The sequence below is a fragment of the Micromonospora sp. NPDC050695 genome (assembly GCF_040654415.1).
Classification (GTDB): Bacteria; Actinomycetota; Actinomycetes; order Mycobacteriales; family Micromonosporaceae; genus Micromonospora.
Window position 1 is genome coordinate 109,856 of sequence record NZ_JBFAHZ010000009.1, and the last position, 21,961, is coordinate 131,816.

Consider the following 21,961-nt stretch of genomic DNA (forward strand, 5'->3'; position numbering starts at 1 on the left):
GAGTGACGAAGACGGCACGGATAGACAGGACGCCGGCTGCCTCCTCGGCCCGACCGACAGCCGGGCCAAGGAGGCAGCCGGCCAACCTGCCAGCCGGGCCGAGGAGCCAGCCGGGCCGAGGAGCCGGGCCGGGGGTCAGCGGATCTGCATCCCGGAGATGGCCCGTGAGATGACCAGTCGCTGGATCTCGGAGGTGCCCTCGAAGATGGTGTAGATCTTGGCGTCGCGGTACCAGCGCTCGACCGGGTGGTCGCGCAGGAAGCCGGCCCCGCCGAGCAGCTGCACCGCCTTCTCGGTGACCGACACCGCCACCTCACCGGCCTTGAGCTTGGACATCGAGCCCTCGCCCGCGGTGAACGGACGGTTGTTGCGGCCCATCCAGGAGGCCCGCCAGACGAGCAGCCGTGCCGCGTCGATCTCCATCCGCATGTCGGCCAGCGCGAACGCGACCGCCTGGTTCTCGATGATGGGCCGTCCGAACTGGACCCGGTCCTTGGCGTAGTCCAGGGCGTACTCGTAGGCGGCCCGGGCCACGCCGAGCGCCTGCGCGCCCACCGTGGGTCGGGACAGCTCGAAGGTGCGCATCGCGGCCTGTCCGCTGGCCCGCTGACCGGAACGGGCGCGGGCCAACCGCTCGTCCAGGGAGTCCTTGCCGCCGAGCAGGCAACGGCCGGGTACGCGTACCCCGTCGAGGAAGACGTCGGCGGTGTGCGATGCGCGGAGGCCGAGTTTGCGCAGCTTGCGGGTGGCGGTCAGGCCGGGGGTGCCGGGCGGTACGACGAACGCCGCCTGGCCCCGGGAGCCGAGCGTGGGGTCGATCGAGGCGGTGACCACGTGCACTCCGGCGATGCCGCCGTTGGTGGCGTACGCCTTCTGCCCGGTGAGCACCCACTCGTCGGTGGCCTCGTCGTAGACGGCCCGGGTGCGCATCGCGCCGACGTCGGAGCCGGCCTCGGGTTCGCTGGTGCAGAACGCGGCGACGGCCGGCGAGTCGATGTCGCCGAAGCACTGCGGCACCCACTCGACCATCTGCTCGGGGGTGCCGGCGCCGTAGATGGCGGCGACCGCGAGCGAGGTGCCGAAGATGCTCAGACCGATGCCGGCGTCACCCCAGAAGAGTTCCTCGCTGGCGATGGGGAGGGAGAGCCCGGTGGGGTCGGCCCAGCAGGTGGCGAGGAACTCGAAGCCGTAGAGGCCGACCTTGGCGGCTTCCTGGATCACCGGCCACGGGGTGTCCTCGCGCTCGTCCCACTCGGCGGCGGCCGGGCGCACGACCTCGGCGGCGAAGCCGTGCACCCAGTCGCGTAGATCCCGCTGTTCCTCGTTCAGGTCGAGCGAGAATTCGGCCATGTCAGGCCTTGGGGATGTCGAACAGGTTGGCGATGTTGGCGGCGAGCCCGAGGTCGCCCTTCGCCTTCAGCTTGCCGGTCATGAACATCATCACCGGGTTGGCGCCACCGGAGACGATCTTCAGGAACTCGACCGGGCCCATGGTCAGGCTCAGCTTCGGGTCGTGCTGCGGGGTCTCGTTCACCTCGCACTTGCCGTCGGCGATGACGACCTCGTAGGTGTCGCTGCCGCCGTCCGGGCGACCGGTGATGATCCAGTGGATGACCGCGTTGGTGGAGCCGGCCCGGTCCGCGCGGAACAGCGACGGCATCCGTCCGAACACCTCGCCCAGGACCTTGCCGCGCAGGTCACCGGACATCACCTGGGCGATCTTGTCGTCCGGGGTGGACTTGACCAGCTGGGCGAACTCCTTGGGGCCGACGTTGGCGAAGGTGGCCGGGTCGAAGTCAGACATGAGGTACGCCTTCCGGAAGATTTGGCTACTCGCGCGTAACCCTACGCACGAGTAGGTATGCTCGCAAGGTGTCCACCGCGCCCGCCTTCAAGCGTCTGCCACGTGCCGTCCGTGAGCAGCAGATGCTCGACGCGGCCGTGAAAGTCTTCTCCCGGCGGGGTTTCCACGCTGCCAGCATGGACGAGATCGCGGAGGACGCGGGCATCTCCAAGCCCATGGTGTACGCGTACCTCGGCACGAAGGAAGAACTCTTCGTCGCCTGCCTGCACCGGGAGGGCACCCGGATGATGCAGGCCATCGCCGGCGCCGCCGTCCCCGACCTGCCGGCCGACGAACGGCTCTGGCGCGGGTTGAGGGCGTTCTTCGGCTTCGTCGGCGCACACCGTGACGGCTGGGCGGTGCTCTACCGGCAGGCCCGGGGCGAGCAGCCGTTCGCCGGCGAGTTGGCCACCATGCGGACCCGTCTGGTCGAGGTGGTGGCCGGGATGCTCGACCACGCCCTCCGCGCCGAGGGTCGCGAGATCACCGCCGTCGACCTGGAGGTCGTCGCGTACGCCCTGGTCGGCGCGTCCGAGTCGCTGGCGGACTGGCTCGCGGACCACCCGGAGGCCGACCCGGAGAAGACCGCCACCCGGATGATGAACGTGGCCTGGCTCGGCGCCGGCCAACTGCTGCACGGCGTCACCTGGCGTCCGCCGGCCGGCTGACCGCCCCGGCGGAAACACTGTCGGTGCCCGGCTCGGCCCGCGCCACCCGGCGGCGGTTGCGCAGCCAGCGGATCACCTCGACGATCGCCGTCACCGTCAGGGCGAGGCCCAGACCGAGCAGCAGACCGCGCAGCGGGTCCTGCTCGAAGGCCAGCCCGCCGAGGTAGCCGACCAGCGCCGAGTAGAGCCCCCACGAGCAGGCGGCCAGCGCGTCGAAGGCCAGGAACCGTCGTCGCGGATAGCGCACCGCGCCCATGGTGCCGCCGGGAACGCGATGCTCGCCCCGACCGTCACCCGGCGGCTGATCAGCTCCTTCGCCGAGCGCGGGCCGGCCCGCCGGGACGTTGCGCGTCAGCGACTCGCTCCGCTCACCGCGCGGGAGTTGGACATCGTCCGGGAGGTGGCGCGCGGGCATGGGAACGCGGAGATCGCTCGGCGTCTGACGATGAGCGAGGCCACCGTGAAGGCACACGTCAGCCGCGCGTTGGCGAAACTCCGGGTGGCCAACCGGGTCCAGGTGGCGATCCTGGTGTACGACGCCGATCTGCTGTGACGTGCGCGCCGGTCAACGTCGGGCGGCGGCGCGGCGGTGTGCCCTGCGGCGCAGCCACCGGAAACCCTCCAGGCCGAACGTGACGACCAGTGAGAGCCCCACGCCGACCAGGACGCCCTTCACCGGGTCACGTTCGAAGGCCAACCCGCCGAAGTAGCCGAGCAGCCCGCAGTACAGGGCCCAGGTGACCGCCGCGATGCTGTCGTACAGCAGGAACGACCGTCGGGGATAGCGCACCGCGCCCATGGTGAGGGTGACGGCGGTCCGGCCGCCCGGCACGTACCGGCTGGTGGTCAGGATGATTCCGCCGCGCCGGTCCACGGCGCGGCGGGCCCAGTTGGAGCTGGCCTGTCGGCGGCTGCCGTCGGGCAGCTGGGCCAGCCGGTGCGCCCCGCCACCCCGACCGATCGCGTACGAGATGTGGTCCCCGACCAGCGCACCGGTGGCGGCACTGATGATCACCAGGGTGAGGCTGGGATGACCGGCGCTCCCGGAGAGCACCGCCGCCGTGATCACCGCCGCTTCGCCCGGCACCGCGGGGAAGAACGCGTCGACCGCGGTGAGCCCGAAGATCACCAGGTACACCCATGGTGATGTGACCGTCCCACGGAGGAGGTCGAGCAGGGCTTCCATTCCCCCATGCTGGCCGGGCGCGACCCGCCCGGTGGCATAACCTCCACTCCTCCCCGCGCCGATCTGTGCACTTCCTGTCCGAACCAAAGCCTACAAAAGCCGCAGAGCAACGACCGAAAGTGCGAGATCGACGGGGGGAGAGCGGCCCCGGGGTCAGCCGTGGACCAGGGCCGGTGGGGCTAGCAGCGGGCCGTGCGGGGTCTTGTCGTCGGCGGTGGGGCCGTGCGAGGTCAGCACCACCGGTGTGTCCAGCTCCGCGCTCACCGCCTCGGCCCAGTCCGGCGGCGGGTCGTCGTACACCGGTCGGGAGCGCAGCAGGCGGGCGGTGAGGGCCGCCTGCCGATCCAGGTCGCCGGGCCGGCCCGGGGTGAGCCGGTCGGTGGTGTCGTAGCGCCGGCAGATCCGCAGGTCGGGGCCGGCGAGGTCGAGGTGGGTCAGCGCCAGGCCGTCGACCCCGCCGGCCGCGGCGAGGGCGTACCGGTGGGCGACCGCGTCGAAGTGGCCGAACCGGAACCGGCCCTGCCACGGGTTCGTCGGGTTGTGCGGATCGGCCAGAGGCAGGGCCGGGTCCTCGGTCACCAGCGGGCCGGCTCCGTGCCGGGTGGTGACGATCCGCAGCACGCCGAGCCGGGTCGCGTCGCCGGCCTGGCCCGCCTCGGCGAGCAGGTTGTCGGCGTTGGCGAACGTGGTGGTGCTCCACGTCGTGTACGGGTGGAAGCCGTGCCACTCGTCGAGCAGGATGCCCTGCGCGCCCTCGAAGACGCAGGTGCCGGCGCGCAGCGCCCCGGCGAGCCAGCTCCCGTCGACGATCTCGACCCGCCCGGCGAACCCGGTGAAGGCGGGCAGGCAGTCCTCGACCGGCGGGGCGTCCAGCGGGCCCAGTTCGGCGGTCAGCCGGTCCCGCAGGGCGGTCAACCTGCGACGCAGCACCGCCGGACGATGGCAGTCGGCGACCCGGGGTGCCTCGTCGGGGTGGGCGAGCCCGTACGCGACGGCCTCGCCCACCCCCAGCCCGCAGGAGCCGTGCCGGTCGGCTCCCCGGGCGATCTCCCGGGCCCGGTTGGCTGCCCGGTGGTACGGGGTGGCGAGCAGCGCGTCGGCGTCGACGGTCAGCCGGTCGAGCGCGTCGGGTACCCCGACCGTGGCGAGATGGTCGGCCTCGGCGGCCAGTGCCAGTGGGTCCACCACCACGTGCCGCGACAGGTGCGTACGGACACCGGAATGGAACGTGCCAGCGCCGAACTGCGCGAACGTGTGATGCCGCCCGTCGCGCAGCACGACGTTGTGCGCCGCCTGCGCGCCCCCGTTGAAGCGGACCACGGTGTGCACGGGTCGGGTGGCGCAGAGCCAGTCCACCACCGTGCCCTTGCCCGCGTCGCCGTAGCCGAGGTCGACCACCGCCACGTGCCTCACAGCCGGGTCACCGCACCGCTGGTGTCGCGGAACGCCGGCAGCGTGGACACCTCGGCCCGCCGCCCCCGGCCGAGGCGGGCCAGCGCCTTGGACACGGTGCCGGCGGCGGCCGAGCCGGTGCGGTGCAGGTGGCGAAGGCCCTCGTCCAGGTCGATGGCCTGTTCGCCGAGGCCGATGGTGAGCGCGATGGTCTCGCAGACCGCGTCGAGGTCGTCGAGCACGACGGCGTTCTGCCCGAGCAGGTCCCGCCAGAAGTCGAGGACCTTGGCGTTGCCGGCGTAGTGACTGCCGGCGGGGAGCAGATAGTAGGTGTCCCAGCGGCGGGTCACCTCGTCGACGACCTGCCGCAGTGGCACGTCCTCGGCCAGGTCGTCACCGATCAGGCCGGCCACCTCCCGGGCCTTCGCCTTCGGGTACGCCAGTTCGTCGCCGATGATGAACAGGTAGCCGCGCCGGCCGCGCTTCTCCCAACTGTCGGTGACGGTGTGTCGGGCCATGAAGTACATGGCCAGCTCGTACGACTCGCTCATCTGCCCGCCGCCACCGCCTTCGAGGACGATCCGGCCGAGGTCGTCGTCCATCCGGTTGTCCGACTCGAACTGGCCCACCTGCAACGGCACCCGGTCGCAGGTGGCGTCGCCGATCGCGCCGAACATGATCTGCGGGTCGCTGGCGTAGCCCTGCCGTTGCAGCAGCCCGAGCAGCTGCGGCAGCTTGGTCTGCAGGACGCGCGGGACCGTACGCATCGAGCCGGTCACGTCGAAGAGCACCGCGATGGGCGTCGACCGGGGGTGCTCGTCGGAGTCGCGGCTCTCACGGGTGGCGTCGCGGGGGTCGAGTGCGGCGTGCACGGTGCGTGCCCCGCTGTCGCTGTAGGAGAACGCGCTGCGGCCGGTGGAGCGCCGGTAGCGGTCGGCGGCGTCGTACACGTCGGTGGACCAGATTCCACTGCCCATGACAGCTCCTTACGGGTTGAGGGTGAAGGGTCGGAAGGTGCGTGGCCCGTAGAGCCGGTCCAGCACCTGGTCGAGTTCGCGCAGCAGACGCCACGCGTCGTCCGGTCGGGAGTCCAGCGACCGCTGCCGGCAGCCCTGCGCGAAGGCGTGCAGCTCGCGGGGCGCACGCGCCCCCATCAGCCAGCTCATGCAGCGGCTGACCATCGCGATGTCGGTGCCCGGCCCGCAGGGCCGCTTGCGGGGGACCTCCTCCGGATACCACCCGTCGTGGCCGGGCACCAGGGCGGGAATCGTGCTGCCGACCGGGGCGGAGAAGCACCAGTCGACGAGCACCACGCCGTGGGCGTCCGGCTCGATGAGGACGTGTCGCGGCAGGACCGCGCCGTGCACCACGCCCGCCCGGTGGGCCAGGCCGAGCACCACCAGCAGCCGCCGCCACATCCAGGCCACGTCCCGGGCGTCCAGCCCGTCGGGGTACGCGCGCCGGACCTCGTCGAGGTCGTGCAGGCCGGGCGCGGTGGCGAGCACGTTGATCCGCCGTTGCGCGCCGGTCGCGGCGTCGCGGTGCAGGAACTCGTCGACGAGCCGGGGCACGTACGGCAGGTAGCGCGGGTCGCCCCGCTCGGCGATGGTGCACAGGGCGTGCGCCTCGCGGGCCATCAGGTCGTTGTCGGTGGGTCGTCGGGGAAGCTTGAGCAGCCGGTCGTCGCCGACGTCGTAGAGGTCGGCCAGGTCGCCCGAGTGGACCGGCGCGCCGAGTCGGTAGTCACCGAGGACGGTGACCTGCCGGGCCTGCCACCGGCTGGTGACGTGGATGAACGCGTCGAGGGCTTCGGCGCGTACCGCCGGGTCGGCCGGCAGGCGGTCGGGGTGCAGGGCCGCGACCAGCTCGCGGTACCGCCGGGCCGGCTGGTCGGCGCCGAACAGGTCGGCATCGGTGCGGGCGGCCGCGACCAGGCCGATGGCCGCCGCCGTCCTCATCGCACCGTCTCCTCGCGGGCGGGACGCAGCAGCGCCGGGTGCAGCAGCCGGGCGTCACCGGCCCGGTAGAGCCGGGCGCGGGGGCCGCCCCGGGCGCCGCCGCGTTCGGTGCTGGCGCCCGTGCTGTCCACGAAGCCCGGCACGGAGAGCACCTTGCGGTGGAAGTTGCCGGCGTGCAGCGGGTGACCCCAGACCGTCTCGTAGACGGCGCGCAGCTCACTGATGGTGAACTCGGCGGCGAGGAAACGCGTGGCGAGCGGCGTGTACTCCAGCTTGGACCGGGCCCGCTCCAGCGCGTCGTCGATGATCCGGCCGTGGTCGAAGGCCAGCTGCCGGCTGGTCAACGCGGTCACCGGCAGCCAGATCGCCTCGTCGGCGTCGGTGCCGGCGGCCGGGTCCGGCAGGTCGGGGGCGAACGCGAGGTGAGCGATCGAGACGACTCGCATCCGCGGGTCGCGGTCGGGCGTGCCGTAACTGCCCAACTGCTCCAGGTGTACGCGGCTCAGCCCTTCACCGCCGAGCCCGGTCTCCTCGGCCAGCTCCCGTCGGGCACCCGCGGTCAGGTCTTCGTCGGGTCGGACGAAGCCGCCGGGCAGCGCCCAGTGCCCCTCGAACGGCGCCTGTCCGCGCCGGATCAGCAGGAGGTGCAGTGCGCCGTCGCGGATGGTCAGTGCCACCACGTCGACGGTCACGGCGACCGACGGGTAGTCCCGCGGGTCGTACGTCGCCAGGAAATCCTGCTCGTTCACCGTGTCACTCTCATTCTGAGAACATCTCGTTGTGAGAACAACCTAGCGCACGGATGCAACCCTGCCAAGAGGGCTCAGCGCACGAGACCCGCCAGGTGCGGCCGTCCGCGGGAGTCGTGCAGGGCGAAACCGCCGTCCGGCAAGAGGACGAAGTTGACGGTGCTCGGCAGCGGTACGGGCACCTTGAAGGCGACCTCGACGGTGTAGGCGTCGGGCAGCCGGGCCTCCAGCGCGGCCAGGCAGCGCGCCTTGCTCCACATGCCGTGCGCGATCGGCCGGCGGAAGCCGAACAGCCGTGCCCCGAGCAGGCTGGTGTGGATCGGGTTGTGGTCACCGGAGACCCGGGCGTACTCCGTACCGACGCGGGATTCCACCCGCCAGCGCGCGGTGGCCACCGGAGCGCGCGGGACGCTCGCCTCGGTCCCGCCCGGCGGGCCTGCGCTCCCGACCCAGGTACGTCGAGACGCCGCGCCAGACCTCCTCCCCGTCGACCGAGCCGACCAGCACCACGTCCACCTGCCGCCCCCGGTCGTGCGGGCGCAGGTTCTCCGCGTACGTCGTGAAGTCGAGGGTCTCGTCGGCGGTGATCGGGCGGCGCACGGTGATCCGGTTCTCGACATGCACCAGGCCGATCAGCGGGAGGGGAAACTCCGGCGCGGTCATCAGCCGCAGGGCCAGCGGAAAGCCCAGGACGTGCGGGAACGTGCCCGGCAGCCGGTCGGTGAGCCGGAATCCGCAGACCCGGTCGTAGTCGGCCAGGTGCGCCCGGTCGACGGTGATCCCGCCGACGCCCAGCTCGACCGCCGGCAGGTCGGGTCCACGCCGCCCGCCGCCGAGGCCCGGCACCGCACCGAGCACGGCCCTGCGGTACAACGCGCCGGCCGCCGGCAGCCGGGGCAGCTCCACGAGCGTGCGGCCGCCCGACTCCGGCCGGCGAGCCGCGGCCTGGGTCTGCGCCGACAGGGTCTCCGTCGGGCCGTCGATCAGCTCGTGCAGGGAGAGTTCGTCGTCCGCGCCGCCCATCACGCCCCCAGCAGGCTCTGGCCGCAGACCCGGACCACGTTGCCGCTGACCGCGCCGCTGGCTGGCCAGGCCAGCCAGCCGATCGTCTCGGCCACGTCCACCGGCAGCCCGCCCTGGGCCAGGCTGTTCATCCGTCGGCCCGCCTCCCGGACCACCAGCGGGATGCGCGCGGTGAGCCGGGTCTCGATGAAGCCGGGGGCCACCGCGTTGACGCTGATGTCCCGGTCGCGCAGAGCCGGGGCGAGCGCGTCGACCAGCCCGATCACGCCGGCCTTGCTGGTGGCGTAGTTGGTCTGCCCCCGGTTGCCGGCGATCCCGGCGATCGACGAGACCCCGATGATCCGGCCGCCGGCTGGGATCAGCTCCCGCTCCAGCAGCACGTCGTTGATCCGCTCCTGGCTGGACAGGTTGACGTCGACGACCTGGTCCCACCGGTCGGCGTCCATCCGGCCGAGCGTCTTGTCCCGGGTGATGCCGGCGTTGTGCACCACCACGTCGACGCGGCCGTGCCGGCCCGCCAGGTGGTCGGCGAGTCGGGTCGGCGCGTCCGGGGCGGTCAGGTCGAGCTGGAGGGCCGTACCGCCGATGCCGTTCGCCACGGCGGCGAGCGCGTCCCCGGCCGCCGGGATGTCGAGCGCGACGACCTTCGCGCCGTCGCGGGCGAGCACCGTCGCCAGCGCCGCGCCGATGCCCCGCGCGGCGCCGGTGACCAGCACGACCTGCCCGTCCAGCGGGCGGTCCCAGTCGGCCGGGGCGCTCGCCGCGCCGGCACCGACCCGGATGACCTGGCCCGAGACGTACGCGGACCGGCCGGACAGCAGGAACCGGAGCGTCGACTCGAGGCTCGTCCCGGTGCCGCCCTCGGCGCGCGTCACGTAGACGAGCTGCGCGGTGCTGCCCCGGCCGAACTCCTTGCCGATGCTGCGCACCAGCCCCTCCAGGGCGCGTTGGGCGGTCGCCTCGCGGGGCGTCGCGCACTCCCGCGGCGGGGTGCCGAGCACGATCACCCGGCCGCTGGGCAGCACGGACCGGGCCTGCGGGTGGAAGAAGTCGTAGAGCTGACGCAGCTGGGTGGAGTCGGTGATGCCGCTGGCGTCGTACACCAGGGCTCCGAAGCGATCCTGCGGTCCGGTCGTGCCGGTGTCGCGCAGCTCGACCCCGGCGGCGGTCAGGATCTTGGCAACCGGGTCGGCGAGCCGGCCGCCGGTGGCCGCGCCGAGCAGGGCCGGCCCGGGCAGCAGCGGATCGCCGGGGTGGTACCGGCGCAGCCGGGGCGGGTCGGGCAGCCCGAGGCGCTTGACCAGCGCTCGGCCGGCGGCCGATTGGACGAAGCTCGCGTACCTGTCGGTCATGGGCGTAGCCTACTGGCGAGTAGGGTTCGAGCAACACATGTCGAGGAGGCGGATCGTGCAGAGCACCCGGCGGGTCGCGGTCATCGGGGGCAACCGCATCCCCTTCGCCCGTTCCAACTCCCGCTACGCGGACGCGTCCAACGCGGACCTGCTCGGCGCGGCACTGGACGGTCTGATCGCCCGGTACGGGCTGGCCGGGCAGCGGGTCGGCGAGGTGGTGACCGGGGCGGTGCTCAAGCACTCCCGCGACTTCAACCTCACCCGCGAGGTCGTCCTCGGATCCCGACTCGACCCGCACACTCCGGCGTACGACATCCAGCAGGCCTGCGGCACCGGCCTGGAGGCGGCGATCCTCGTCGCCAACAAGATCGCCCTCGGGCAGCTCGACGTGGGCATCGCCGGCGGGGTCGACACCACCTCCGACGCGCCCCTCGCGGTCAACGAGGAGATGCGGCGCACGCTGCTCAAGCTCAACTCGGCCCGGACGCTCGGCGCGCGGCTGAAGATCGCGGCGAAGCTGCGCCCGCTCCAGCCCTTCAAGCCGGAGATCCCGCGCAACGCCGAACCGCGTACCGGCCTGTCCATGGGGGACCACGCGGCCCGCACCGCGGTGCAGTGGCAGATCGACCGGCGCTCCCAGGACGAGTTGGCGCTGCGCTCGCACCAGCGGCTGGCCGCCGCGTACGACCGGGGCTTCTTCGACGACCTGATGACGCCGTACCTGGGGCTCACCCGCGATGCGAACCTCCGCCCGGACACCACCCTGGAGAAGCTCGGCGCGCTGAAGCCGGTCTTCGGCACCCGCGGCCCGGACGCCGAGCAGGCCACCATGACCGCCGGCAACTCGTCGCCGCTCACCGACGGCGCGTCCACCGTCCTGCTGGCCAGCGAGGAGTGGGCGGCGGCGCACAACCTGCCCGTCCTGGCCTGGTTCAGCTGGTCGGAGACCGCGGCGGTGGACTTCGTGCACGGCGACGAGGGGCTGCTGATGGCACCCGCGTACGCGGTGCCCCGGATGCTGGCCCGCGCCGGGCTGACGTTGCAGGACTTCGACTACTACGAGATCCACGAGGCGTTCGCGTCGCAGGTGCTGGCCACCCTCGCCGCCTGGGAGTCGCCGGAGTTCTGCAAGGACCGCCTCGGGTTGGACGCGCCGCTGGGCGGGATCGACACCGACCGGCTCAACGTGAACGGCTCGTCGCTGGCCGCCGGGCACCCGTTCGCCGCCACCGGCGGGCGGATCGTCGCCACGCTCGCCAAGCTGCTGGCCGAGCGAGGCAGCGGGCGCGGACTGATCTCGATCTGCGCCGCCGGCGGTCAGGGCGTCACGGCGATCCTGGAGCGCTGAGCGCCTCGATCGTCCCTTCCCGGGGCACCAGCCAACCGGCGTTAACGGACCGTTCAGGAGTCGGCCCGCTGGTGGAGGGTTTACCACGCGATGGTGATCGCTGCTGAACCGATCACTCCTGCGTGCGGAACGGGGCCGTAACACCATGGAGTCCGTCGTTCCACGGACAACCACCCTCTCGGTGGTCATCCCGATGTTCAACGAGACCGCGGTCATCCCGGCCCTGGTCGCCAGGCTGCGGCCGGTGCTCGACGCGCTCGGCGTCGACTACGAGGTGGTCGCCGTCGACGACGGCAGCCGGGACGACACCGTGTCGGTGCTCTTCGACCACGGCCGGGACTGGCCGCAGCTGCGGGTGCTGCGGCTGCGGCGTAACAGCGGCCACCAGGCGGCGCTGACCGCCGGGCTGCACCGGGCCGTCGGCCGGTGGGTGGTCAGCCTGGACGCCGATCTCCAGGATCCGCCGGAGACCATCGCCGAGATGCTCCGCGTGGCCCGCGAGGACGGAGTGGATGTCGTCTACGGCGTTCGCGCCGACCGCAGCACCGACACGGTCTTCAAGCGCAACACCGCCCGTGGCTACTACTGGGCGATGCGTCGGCTCGTCGGCGTCGACCTGCCCGCGCAGGCCGGCGACTTTCGGTTGCTCAGCCGGGACGTGATCGAGGTCCTGCGCCAGCTGCCGGAACGTGCCCCGGTCTACCGGCTGCTGGTGCCGTCGCTCGGCTTCCCGAGCGCCGAGGTGCGCTACGACCGTGCGGCCCGCGCCGCCGGGGAGACGAAGTACCCGCTGCGCCGAATGGTGGCCCTGGCCTGGGAGAGCACGGCGAACTTCTCCGCCGCGCCACTGCGTCTGGCCACCTGGCTGGGGATGTCGAGCTTCCTGCTCTGCCTCGCGCTGATCGTGTTCGGCATGGTCGTTCACGTCTCCGGCGCCACCATCCCCGGCTGGACCTCGATGTTCGTCGCGGTGCTGCTGCTCAGCGGGGTGCAGCTGGTCTGCCTCGGCCTGCTCGGCGAGTACGTCGGCCGGATCTACGCCACCGTGCAGAACCGGCCGGCCTTCCACATCGGGTTCGACTCTCACGACGAGCTGCCGGGCACCGGGACGGTCCCGCGGAGCCGGGGCGACGACGGCTCACGTACGCCGACCGTCGGACCGGCGGTCGGCGTCCGTGGCTGACACCCTGCTGGCCGATCGGATCGACACCCCGGCCCCGGCGACACGGCGAAACGCCCTCCTACCGGTCCTCACCACGCTGCCCTGGGTGCTCGTGATCGCCGCGCTGCTCCTGGTCTGGTCGCGCGGCAGCGTGCCGGCCCCGGATCTCGCCCGGTTCTCCGCGTACTGGGTCCTCGCGCTCATCCTCCCCGGGACCCTGGTGCACCGCGCGCTACGCGGCAGCCGGGGCAACCTTCCGGAGGACCTCGGCTTCGGCGCGGCCACCGGCCTGTTGCTGGAGCTCGCCGCCTGGGCGTTGGCCGCGGCGACCGGCCAGCAGTCCCTGCTGCGGTGGTGGCCGCTGCCCGTACTCATCGCCTTCGCCGCCGTTCCCGGGCTGCGTCGGCACTGGCGGGTCGGCGAGCACCGACCCCTGCCGGTCGCCTGGCACTGGGGGATGGGCGCGGCGCTGCTGGTGGTGCTGGCCTGGTCGTACACCCAGTGGCGGATGGTCGCGCTGCCTCCGGTGTACGGCGGCTACTACCCGGACGTGCTCTACCACCTGGGGCTGGTGCAGGAGCTGACCCGGGCGATGCCGTTCGAGTTGCCGCACGTCGCGGGAGAGGCCCTGCGCTACCACTACCTCTCCGACGCGCACATCGCGAGCGGCAGCATGGTCACCGGCATCTCGCCGGAGATGGTGCTGCTGCGACTCTGGCTGGTGCCGGTTGTCGGTACGGCGGTGCTGCTCGCGGCCGGGCTCGTCCGTGATCTGAGTCGGGCGGTCTGGGCCGGCCCGGTGGTCGCCCTCGCCGCCCTCACCGGGAGCGCGGTCACGCTCGGCTCACCCGTGGGCGCGTCCGGCGAGATGCCGCTGTCGTACGCCAGCCCGTCGCAAACGTACGTGCTGGTGCCGTTGCTGCTGCTCGCCGGCCTCTGTGTCGACGTGGCCCGGGGGCGTTCCCTCGGCCCGGCGTGGCCGCTGGTCCCGGCGCTCGGGCTGGTGTGTGCGGGGGCGAAATCCAGCGCCCTGCCGCCACTGGTCGCCGGCCTGGGTCTCACCGCGGTGGTCTTCTGGTGGCGGAAGCGGCAGATCCCACGACCCGCGCTGGCCGCGCTGGCCTGCCTCGTGGCGGCGATGGCGCTCGGCTTCCGGCTGTTCGCCGGTGGCGGGGCCTCCACGCTGCGCGTGCAGGGGTTGGCGTTGCTGCACTTCATCGCCCCGTACGCCGAAACTCTCGGCCCGGGTGACGGCATCTGGCCGAGTGCGCCGCTGCCGCCCGGCATCAACGACGGTGGCGCCCTCGGGTGGCTGCTGGCGTTCTCCGTGGTCGCCTGGTGGGTGTTGGGTCAGGCGCCACGGTGGGTGGGCATGAGCCTGCTCGTCGACCGGGGGCACCGGGCCGACCCGGCCGTCTGGCTGCTCGCCGGCACGGTCCTGGCCGGGGCTGCCACCACCTGGGTGTTCCAGCACCCGTCGATCAGTCAGATCTACTTCTGGATGGGTGTCATCCCGATCGGCGTCGTGCTGACCACCTGGTCCCTCGCCGAGGCTCGGGCACCCTGGCCGGCGCTGGTGGTCCCCGCCGTGGCCGGCGCGTTGGCGGGGCTCGCCACGGCCGGCACGGTGGTGGGTCTCGCCGTGCCGAGGATCAACCGTCCCGGCACCCCCACCACCTCGACGATCGAGGGGTGGCTCCGGGTGCTGGGTCTCTCGGCGGCCCGGTACGTGCTGTTCGTGGCGGTGGCCGCCGCGCTCGCCGTCGGAGTGGCGGCCCTGTGGCGGCGTCGTGTCCCCTCGCCGGGCAGTCCCCGGCGGGCGGCGACGATCGCCCTGGCCGGGATCACCGCCGCGATGCTCGGTGCCAGCGCCGCCGTCGTGGTGGGCGGGACCGTCCGCTCGGTGCTGACCGAGCCGGGCCCGCCGGCCACCGGGCCGCAGCCGTACGCGCTGACCGCCGACGAGATGCGCGCCGCGCTGTGGCTGGACGACAACGCCGCCGACGACGACGTGGTCGCCACCAACGTGCACTGCCGGCCGGTGCGGACCACCCCGCACTGCGACGCCCGTGCGTTCTGGGTGACCGGCCTGGGCGGGCACCGCACCGTGGTGGAGAGCTGGGGCTACACCGACGCGGTCGTGGCCGCGCACGGCGTGCAGAACCTCGGGTACGCCCGGCAGAACTTCCCCGACCAGGCGCTGCTCGCGCTCAACGACGGGGTGTTCAGCGCCCCGACCCCGGCCGACCTGGACCGGCTCCGGACGGCGCACGGGGTCCGGTGGCTGTTCGCCGACACCCGGGCCGGTGCCGTGTCGGCGGAGTTGGCCCGGCTGGCCCAGGTCCGGCTGGTCGCCGGCCCGGTCACCATCTACGAGCTCAACCGCCCCTGACCGGCCCGGTCCGGGTGGCCGGCCCCGGCCCGGTCCGGGTGCTGGTCAGCGGGTGCGGGACAATGAGGTACGTGACGACGATCCCCAACGTGCTCGCCAACCGGTACGCCTCGCCCGAGTTGGTCGCCCTCTGGTCGCCCGAGGAGAAGGTCCGGATGGAGCGGCGGCTCTGGCTCGCCGTGCTCCGCGCCCAGCGGGATCTGGGCGTACCGGTGCCGGACGGTGTGGTCGAGGCGTACGAGCGGGTGCTCGACCAGGTCGACCTCGCCTCGATCGCGGAGCGGGAGCGGGTCACCCGGCACGACGTGAAGGCCCGCATCGAGGAGTTCAGCGCGCTCGCCGGGTTCGAGCACGTGCACAAGGGAATGACCTCGCGCGACCTCACCGAGAACGTCGAGCAGCTCCAGGTGCGCGCCTCGCTGGAGCTGATCCGGGACCGGGTGGTGGCCACCCTCGCGCGGTTGGCCTGGCTGGCCCACGAGCACTCCGAGCTGGTCATGACCGGTCGTTCGCACAATGTGGCGGCGCAGGCCACCACGCTCGGCAAGCGCTTCGCGTCGGCGGCGGAGGAGCTGCTGATCGCGTACGAGCGGCTGGAGGATCTGATCGGCCGCTACCCGCTGCGGGGCATCAAGGGGCCGGTCGGCACGTCCGCCGACCAGCTTGACCTCTTCGACGGCGACGCCGACAAGGTGGCCGAGCTGGAGCGCCGGGTCGCCGAGCACCTGGGCTTCTCGCGGGTGCTGGACAGCGTCGGGCAGGTCTACCCGCGCTCGTTGGACTTCGACGTGCTGGCCGCGTTGGCGCAGGTCGCCGCCGCGCCGTCGTCGCTGGCCACCACGATCCGGCTGATGGTCGGCCAGGAGTTGGTGACCGAGGGCTTCAAGCCGGGCCAGGTCGGCTCCAGCGCCATGCCGCACAAGATGAACACCCGCTCGTCGGAGCGCGTGAACGGCTTCGCCGTGATCATCCGGGGTTACCTGTCGATGGTCGGCGAGCTGGCCGGTGACCAGTGGAACGAGGGGGACGTGTCCTGCTCGGTGGTCCGGCGGGTGGCCCTGCCGGACGCGTTCTTCGCCGCCGACGGGCTGTTCCAGACGTTCCTCACCGTGCTCGACGAGTTCGGCGCGTACCCGGCGGTGATCAACCGGGAGCTGGAGCGCTTCCTGCCGTTCCTGGCCACCACGAAGATCCTGGTGGCGGCGGTCCGGCGCGGCGTCGGCCGGGAGGTCGCCCACGAGGTGATCAAGGAGCACGCGGTCGCCGTGGCGTTGGCCATGCGCGAGAAGGGCGCCCCGGAGAACGACCTGTTCGACCGCCTGGCGGCAGATGGCCGTCTCGGCCTGTCCCGAGCCGACATCGACCTCCTGGTGGCCGACCGCACCGCCTTCGTAGGAGCGGCAAAGACCCAGGTGGAGTTGGTGACCCGCCGCATCACCAAGGTGGTGGAAACCCACCCCGAGGCCGCAACCTACTCCCCACCCCCCATCCTGTAACCCCCCTCGTCGCACTGTTGATCAAGAGGCTTGCGTCATTTTCGATCTCCTGGATGACGCAAACCTCTTGATCAACGGGGCGAGGTGGGTGGGCGCTACTCGCCGGTCGGGGTTTCTGCGGCTGTTCTCAGGTTGGGGGCGCTCGCGGGTTCGGCGATGCCGCCGAGAGACTCGGCGAAGGCCGGGTCGGTGGCGGTTTCCGCCGCCACGGCCGGCTGGTCGGCCGGCATGACCTGGGGCATCGTGGGCACCGCGATAACCGCCGTGCCGTAGGCGCAGATCTCCATCCACATCTCGCCGCAGTCCCGGCTGTCGAACCGCATACCGATCACCGCGTTCGCGCCGAGCCGCAGGGCCTCCTCGCCGAGGCGGGTCACCGAGTCGGTGCGCCACCGGGTCAGGTTGTCCGGCGCCATCGGGTCGTACGCGCCACCGCGCAGGTTCTTGACCCCCTCGCGGTACGGGTTGCGCGTCCTGGCCATCGATGACACCACCTCACCGAGAATCTGGCGGATCTCGTAGCCGGGCAGTTGCTCTGTCGTCACGACCAGCACGTTTCCGATGCTGTCAGGAGCAGCGCGACCCGATCGTGTGCATTGTTCACCTGATCGGATGCTGCAAAACAGCGCGGCGCGGACGGCCGGCACTCGGTCGACCATCCATGCCGCGCCGGGCGCTAACCGTCAGACACCGGCCACCGAGGTGATCCAGGCCCGGTTGTACGCAACGCTGCCGTAGTTCTGGATGCTGGATCCGTCGGCCGTGGAGGCGACGCCGACCTGCTGGCCGTTGTAGAACTGGGGGCCGCCCGAGTCGCCGCGCCACGCGTTGCCGCTGATCTCGGTGCTGCGGATCGCCTGCCCGCCGTACGCGTCGGTGACGCTGTTGCTGGTCACCCGGACGGTGGCGGTTTTGAGCTGGCTGGACGCCGAGCAGCCGCTGTAGCAGGTCATGCCCCAGCCGTAGATCGAGTTGGTCGAGTTGATCGGCGGGTTGCTGCTGGCCAGGGACACCGTGGAGGTGCTGACGGTGCTGGAGAGCCGCATGAGGGCCAGGTCGTTACGGGTGTAGGTGGCGCTGACGGTGCGGGTGACCCCGCCCGAGGCGCGGTAGACGCTGCCGACCCGCACCGACATGGTGCCGCTGATGCAGTGCCGTGCGGTGAGCACCCACTGGGCGGCGATCACGCTGCCGGAGCAGGTGAACGAGCCGTTGCTGAACACCGCGGCGGCCCAGGGCGCGGACGAGACGGTGCTGCCGCCGATGATGGGTTGCGGGCCGGCCGGAGCGGCGACCGCGCCGGAGGTGGCGCCGAGGACGCCGACCAGGGCGGTGCCGAGTACGGCGAGCAGGGGGCGGATGCGCATCGGGTGGACTCCTTGAAACGGGGCGGGCCCGGGGTCGCCGGGTGCCGGACGGCGGCGGCGGGAGGTCCCCGGCACCGCTAAGCATCGACTTCCGTCGATGTACAGTAGGGCCGACGGCCGCCGTTTTCAAGAATTCGATCGAGGTTAACCAATGTAACGATTCAGCCACCCTGCGCGCCGTATATGCCCTGGTGGGAGCGCGTGTCCCGGGTGACGGCCCGCCCCGGACGCCGGTTATGTTGATCACCGTCTGAACTGCACCCGGCCGGTGCGTCCGCGACGGAATCTGCCAGGTACGCTGGCTGCGCTCGCCCGTTGTGGGTCGGCACCCAACTGCGTACACAGTCAGGAGTGCCCAGTGCCTCGCGTCGTCGTCGACGTCATGCTCAAGCCCGAGATCCTCGATCCGCAGGGCCAGGCCGTCGCAAACGCGCTGCCCCGGCTCGGCGTCAGCGATGTCGCCTCCGTTCGGATCGGCAGGCGGATCGAGATCGAATTCACCGGTGAACCGGACCTGGACCGGGCCCGGGAGATCGCCGACAAGCTGCTCGCCAACCCGGTCATCGAGGACTTCACCGTCCGCCTGGTCGAGGCCGACGAGACCGCGGACGCCCGCTCGTGACCGCCCGGGTCGGTGTGGTCACCTTCCCTGGCTCGCTCGACGACGGGGACGCGGCCCGGGCCGTCCGGATCGCCGGCGCCGAGCCGGTCCGGCTCTGGCACGGTGACCCGGATCTGCACGGCGTGGACGCCGTCGTCCTGCCCGGCGGCTTCTCCTACGGTGACTACCTGCGCTGCGGCGCCATCGCCCGGTTCGCCCCGGTGATGGAGACGATCGTGGACGCCGCCCAGGGTGGCCTGCCGGTGCTCGGCATCTGCAACGGCTTCCAGATCCTGTGCGAGGCGCACCTGCTGCCCGGCGCGCTCACCCGCAACCAGCACCTGCACTTCCGCAACCGGGACCAGATCCTGCGCATCGAGTCGGCCGGCACGGCGTGGACCAACACGTTCCAGCCCGGCCAGGAGGTGCTCATCCCGGTGAAGAACGGCGAAGGCTGCTACGTCGCCGACACCGCGACGCTGGACCAGCTCGAAGCCGAGGGCCGGGTGGTCGCCCGCTACGTCGGCGGTAACCCCAACGGGTCGCTGCGGGACATCGCAGCGATTACCAACCCCGCCGGCAACGTTGTCGGCATCATGCCGCACCCCGAGCACGCGGTGGAGGCGCTCACCGGCCCCTCGCTGGACGGCCTCGGCTTCTTCACCTCGGTCCTCAAGCACCTGGTGGGGACGCCGGCATGACCGCCGGCACGATCATCGGTCAGCTCAACCGCCGGCCTGGCGGGCACGAGCGCAGCGAGGAGAGGTCATGACCACCCATCCGGACCCGGTACGCGACACACCGGAGGCGTACTCCGCCCCGGCGCAGCCGGCCGAGCCGCTCCCGGCGCAGCCCGCCGCCCCGGCGGCCGCTCCCGTCGCTCCGGCGACCGCCGACTGGACCGACGGCGTGGACACCGTGCCGCGCGCGAACGGCACCCCGGGCGAGCTGCAGCCGTACACCGAGCTGGGGCTCCGCGACGACGAGTACGACCGGATCCGGCAGATCCTCGACCGCCGGCCCACCCAGTCCGAGCTCGCGATGTACTCGATCATGTGGAGCGAGCACTGCTCCTACAAGTCGAGCAAGGTGCACCTGCGCCAGTTCGGCGAGAAGGCCCCGCAGAGCGACCGGCTGCTCGCCGGCATCGGCGAGAACGCCGGCGTGGTGCAGGTGTCCGACGAGCTGGCGGTGACCTTCAAGGTCGAGTCGCACAACCACCCGAGCTTCGTCGAGCCGTACCAGGGCGCGGCGACCGGCGTCGGCGGCATCGTCCGGGACATCCTCGCCATGGGCGCCCGCCCGGTCGCGGTCATGGACCCGCTGCGCTTCGGTGCCGCGGACCACCCGGACACCGCCCGGGTGCTCACCGGCGTCGTCGCCGGCGTCGGCGGCTACGGCAACTGCCTCGGCCTGCCCAACATCGGTGGTGAGCTGGTCTTCGACCCCTCCTACCAGGGCAACCCGCTGCTCAACGCGCTCTGCCTCGGTGTCCTGCCCGTCGACCGGCTGCAGAACAAGGCTGCCGCCGGCCCCGGCAACGTCGTGGTGCTGATGGGTGCCAAGACCGGCCGGGACGGCATCGGCGGCGTGTCGGTGCTGGCCAGCGCGACCTTCGACGAGGGCAGCGAGGAACGCCGCCCCGCCGTGCAGGTCGGCGACCCGTTCACCGAGAAGCTGCTGATCGAGGCGTGCCTCGAGCTGTACGACGGCCAGCTGGTCGTCGGCATCCAGGACCTCGGCGGAGCCGGCCTCACCTGCGCGCTCACCGAGACCGCCGCCGCGGCCGGCACCGGCATGCGGGTCTGGCTGGAGCGGGTGCCGCTGCGGGAGCCCTCGATGGACCCGCACGAGATCCTGGCCAGCGAGTCCCAGGAACGGATGCTGCTGGTCGTCGAGCCGGACAAGCTCGACGCGGTGCTCAAGACCTGCGAGAAGTGGGGCGTGCTGGCCACCGCGATCGGCGAGGTCACCGCTCCCGAGCCGGACGGCCGCCCGGGTCGACTGCTGATCACCTGGCAGGACCACCTGGTCGTCGACGTGCCGCCGGGTTCGCTGGTGGACGACGGCCCGGTCTACGCCCGACCGATGCGGGAGCCGGCCGACCTGATCCTGCTCCAGGCCGACCGGGCCGAGACGCTGCCCCGCCCGGCCGACCCGGAGGCGCTGCGGGAGACCGTGCTGCGCATGATCGCGTCGCCGAACCTCGCCGACAAGACCTGGGTCACCGAGCAGTACGACCGCTACGTGCTGGGCAACACCGTGCTCGCCCAGCCGGAGGACGGCGGTGTGATCCGGATCGACGAGCGGACTGGGCTCGGCGTGGCGCTGTCCGTGGACGGCAACGGCCGGTACGCCCGACTGGACCCGTACAACGGCACCAAGCTTGCCCTGGCCGAGGCGTACCGGAACGTGGCGGTGACCGGCGCGAAGCCGATCGCCGTGACCAACTGCCTCAACTTCGGCTCCCCGGAGGACCCGGGCGTCATGTGGCAGTTCGCCGAGGCCGTCCGCGGCCTGGCGGACGGCTGCCTGGAGCTGGGCATCCCGGTGACCGGCGGCAACGTCAGCTTCTACAACCAGACCGGCGCGGCGGCCATCCACCCGACCCCGGTGGTCGGCGTGCTGGGTGTGCTGGACAACGTCGCCGACCGGGTGCCGATGGGCTTCGTGCCGCGCGCCGGTGGCGACCACGACCAGCTCTACCTGCTCGGCGAGACGAACGTGGAGCTGTCCGGTTCGGAGTGGGCCTGGGTGACGCACGAGCACCTCGGCGGCATCCCGCCGCAGGTCGACCTCCTGCGGGAGAAGGCGCTGGCCGATCTGCTGGCCGAGGCCGCCCGGGTCGGGCACCTCAGCTCGGCGCACGACCTCTCCGACGGTGGCCTCGCCCAGAGCCTCGTCGAGTCCTGCCTGCGTCGCGGCGTCGGCGCCCGGGTCGCGGTGCCGGAGCAGTTCGCCGGCGGCTCGATGCCCTTCGTGTACCTGTTCAGCGAGTCCGCCACGCGGGCGCTGGTGTCGGTGCCGCGCGGCCACGACAAGGCGTTCGCGGCGCTCTGCGCCGAGCGGGGCGTGCCGTTCGAGCTGATCGGCGTCACCGACCCGACCGGCGGTGCGCTGGAGGTGCACGGCCAGTTCCGGATCGGCCTGGACGAGCTGCGTGCCGCGCACACCGAGACGTTGCCGCGCCTCTTCGGGGGTTCGGCGGCCGTCGAGGTGCCCGCACCGGCCGCCGGTGTGGCGGGTGCGGTCGAGGCCGTGCCGCTGCCGGTGGCGCAGGCCGAGCTCGACCCGGCCGAGGTGGTCTCCGAGCCGATCGCGTCGTCGGGGCCCTCCCCGGAGACCGGCGCTGTCGAGCCGATCGGCCCGGAGCAGCCCGAGTCTGACACCGGTGTCACCGAGCCGTCGCCTGACGAGCGCTGAG

General features: G+C 72.4%; 19 protein-coding genes and 2 pseudogenes. 9 read left to right on the plus strand and 12 right to left on the minus strand.

All coding sequences use genetic code 11. The features are described 5' to 3' along the window. Nucleotides 1-135: 135 nt before the first annotated feature. Together AB0H52_RS09580 and AB0H52_RS09585 are read right to left on the minus strand one after the other, a co-directional pair. A complete protein-coding gene (locus AB0H52_RS09580) occupies nt 136-1,350 on the minus strand; it encodes an acyl-CoA dehydrogenase family protein (protein ID WP_151491478.1) in 1,215 nt (404 codons plus the stop codon). Between the two features lies 1 nt (nt 1,351). Beyond that, nucleotides 1,352-1,804, minus strand: coding sequence for an SCP2 sterol-binding domain-containing protein (locus AB0H52_RS09585; protein WP_151491479.1), 453 nt, complete (start codon nt 1,802-1,804; stop codon nt 1,352-1,354). A 68-nt stretch (nt 1,805-1,872) separates the two neighbouring features. Between AB0H52_RS09585 and AB0H52_RS09590 the strand changes: the two genes are divergently transcribed. Continuing rightward, entirely contained in the window at nt 1,873-2,511 is a 639-nt protein-coding gene (locus tag AB0H52_RS09590; protein ID WP_151491480.1) for a TetR/AcrR family transcriptional regulator, read from the plus strand. On the opposite strand, the pseudogene AB0H52_RS09595 reads toward AB0H52_RS09590, so the two are convergent. Then, nucleotides 2,486-2,770 (minus strand): annotated as a pseudogene (locus AB0H52_RS09595) (DedA family protein); the annotation flags it as partial. The gene AB0H52_RS09590 and the pseudogene AB0H52_RS09595 sit on opposite strands and share 26 nt — an antisense overlap. A gap of 15 nt (nt 2,771-2,785) precedes the next feature. Here AB0H52_RS09595 and AB0H52_RS09600 point away from each other — a divergent pair. Beyond that, nucleotides 2,786-3,064, plus strand: a complete 279-nt coding sequence (locus tag AB0H52_RS09600; RefSeq protein WP_225854656.1) for a LuxR C-terminal-related transcriptional regulator — start codon at nt 2,786-2,788, stop codon at nt 3,062-3,064. Between the two features lie 12 nt (nt 3,065-3,076). Here the strand turns inward: AB0H52_RS09600 and AB0H52_RS09605 are convergent, their stop codons facing one another. The 7 genes and pseudogenes from AB0H52_RS09605 to AB0H52_RS09635 form a co-directional block, all read right to left on the minus strand. Beyond that, nucleotides 3,077-3,697: a DedA family protein gene (locus AB0H52_RS09605; protein WP_151491481.1), complete on the minus strand. Its 621-nt coding sequence runs from the start codon at nt 3,695-3,697 to the stop codon at nt 3,077-3,079. A gap of 153 nt (nt 3,698-3,850) precedes the next feature. After that, on the minus strand, nt 3,851-5,110 hold the full coding sequence (locus tag AB0H52_RS09610) for an adenylosuccinate synthetase (protein ID WP_357946348.1): 1,260 nt from the start codon (nt 5,108-5,110) through the stop codon (nt 3,851-3,853). Continuing rightward, complete coding sequence (locus AB0H52_RS09615; RefSeq protein ID WP_151491483.1) at nt 5,107-6,066, minus strand: hypothetical protein; 960 nt, start codon at nt 6,064-6,066, stop codon at nt 5,107-5,109. Before AB0H52_RS09615 ends, AB0H52_RS09610 begins: the two co-directional genes overlap by 4 nt. A 9-nt stretch (nt 6,067-6,075) precedes the next feature. Next, on the minus strand, nt 6,076-7,047 hold the full coding sequence (locus tag AB0H52_RS09620) for a serine/threonine protein kinase (RefSeq protein ID WP_151491484.1): 972 nt from the start codon (nt 7,045-7,047) through the stop codon (nt 6,076-6,078). Continuing rightward, nucleotides 7,044-7,796 carry an NUDIX domain-containing protein gene (locus tag AB0H52_RS09625; protein ID WP_151491485.1) on the minus strand — a complete coding sequence of 251 codons (753 nt, stop codon included), beginning with the start codon at nt 7,794-7,796 and terminating at the stop codon, nt 7,044-7,046. Before AB0H52_RS09625 ends, AB0H52_RS09620 begins: the two co-directional genes overlap by 4 nt. A 74-nt stretch (nt 7,797-7,870) precedes the next feature. After that, a pseudogene (locus AB0H52_RS09630) lies at nt 7,871-8,819 on the minus strand (MaoC/PaaZ C-terminal domain-containing protein). Beyond that, nucleotides 8,819-10,171 carry a 3-oxoacyl-ACP reductase gene (locus tag AB0H52_RS09635; RefSeq protein WP_151491487.1) on the minus strand — a complete coding sequence of 451 codons (1,353 nt, stop codon included), beginning with the start codon at nt 10,169-10,171 and terminating at the stop codon, nt 8,819-8,821. The pseudogene AB0H52_RS09630 and the gene AB0H52_RS09635 overlap by 1 nt, the downstream one beginning before the upstream one ends. Before the next feature lie 55 nt (nt 10,172-10,226). Between AB0H52_RS09635 and AB0H52_RS09640 the strand changes: the two genes are divergently transcribed. From AB0H52_RS09640 to purB, 4 genes are all read left to right on the plus strand, one after another. Continuing rightward, the gene (locus AB0H52_RS09640; protein WP_151491488.1) at nt 10,227-11,519 is read left to right on the plus strand and encodes an acetyl-CoA C-acetyltransferase; all 1,293 of its coding nucleotides are present in this window, start codon (nt 10,227-10,229) and stop codon (nt 11,517-11,519) included. Between the two features lie 145 nt (nt 11,520-11,664). After that, on the plus strand, nt 11,665-12,702 hold the full coding sequence (locus AB0H52_RS09645) for a glycosyltransferase family 2 protein (RefSeq protein WP_151491489.1): 1,038 nt from the start codon (nt 11,665-11,667) through the stop codon (nt 12,700-12,702). Next, nucleotides 12,695-15,073: a hypothetical protein gene (locus tag AB0H52_RS09650; protein ID WP_357946354.1), complete on the plus strand. Its 2,379-nt coding sequence runs from the start codon at nt 12,695-12,697 to the stop codon at nt 15,071-15,073. Before AB0H52_RS09645 ends, AB0H52_RS09650 begins: the two co-directional genes overlap by 8 nt. Nucleotides 15,074-15,144: 71 nt before the next feature. Then, the gene (gene purB, locus AB0H52_RS09655; RefSeq protein ID WP_357946357.1) at nt 15,145-16,569 is read left to right on the plus strand and encodes an adenylosuccinate lyase; all 1,425 of its coding nucleotides are present in this window, start codon (nt 15,145-15,147) and stop codon (nt 16,567-16,569) included. A 95-nt stretch (nt 16,570-16,664) separates the two neighbouring features. Here purB and AB0H52_RS09660 read toward each other — a convergent pair whose 3' ends face one another. Together AB0H52_RS09660 and AB0H52_RS09665 are read right to left on the minus strand one after the other, a co-directional pair. After that, the gene (locus AB0H52_RS09660; protein WP_151490641.1) at nt 16,665-17,228 is read right to left on the minus strand and encodes a YbjQ family protein; all 564 of its coding nucleotides are present in this window, start codon (nt 17,226-17,228) and stop codon (nt 16,665-16,667) included. Nucleotides 17,229-17,252: 24 nt separating this feature from the next. Beyond that, the gene (locus AB0H52_RS09665; RefSeq protein ID WP_151490640.1) at nt 17,253-17,936 is read right to left on the minus strand and encodes a DUF1986 domain-containing protein; all 684 of its coding nucleotides are present in this window, start codon (nt 17,934-17,936) and stop codon (nt 17,253-17,255) included. A 358-nt stretch (nt 17,937-18,294) separates the two neighbouring features. Between AB0H52_RS09665 and purS the strand changes: the two genes are divergently transcribed. The 3 genes from purS (at nt 18,295) to purL (ending at nt 21,960) form a co-directional block, all read left to right on the plus strand. After that, entirely contained in the window at nt 18,295-18,558 is a 264-nt protein-coding gene (gene purS, locus AB0H52_RS09670) for a phosphoribosylformylglycinamidine synthase subunit PurS (RefSeq protein WP_030332194.1), read from the plus strand. Next, nucleotides 18,555-19,238: a phosphoribosylformylglycinamidine synthase subunit PurQ gene (gene purQ, locus AB0H52_RS09675; RefSeq protein ID WP_151490639.1), complete on the plus strand. Its 684-nt coding sequence runs from the start codon at nt 18,555-18,557 to the stop codon at nt 19,236-19,238. The genes purS and purQ overlap by 4 nt, the downstream gene beginning before the upstream one ends. Nucleotides 19,239-19,305: 67 nt before the next feature. Further along, nucleotides 19,306-21,960, plus strand: a complete 2,655-nt coding sequence (gene purL / locus AB0H52_RS09680; protein ID WP_151490638.1) for a phosphoribosylformylglycinamidine synthase subunit PurL — start codon at nt 19,306-19,308, stop codon at nt 21,958-21,960. The last annotated feature ends 1 nt before the right edge of the window (nt 21,961 follow it).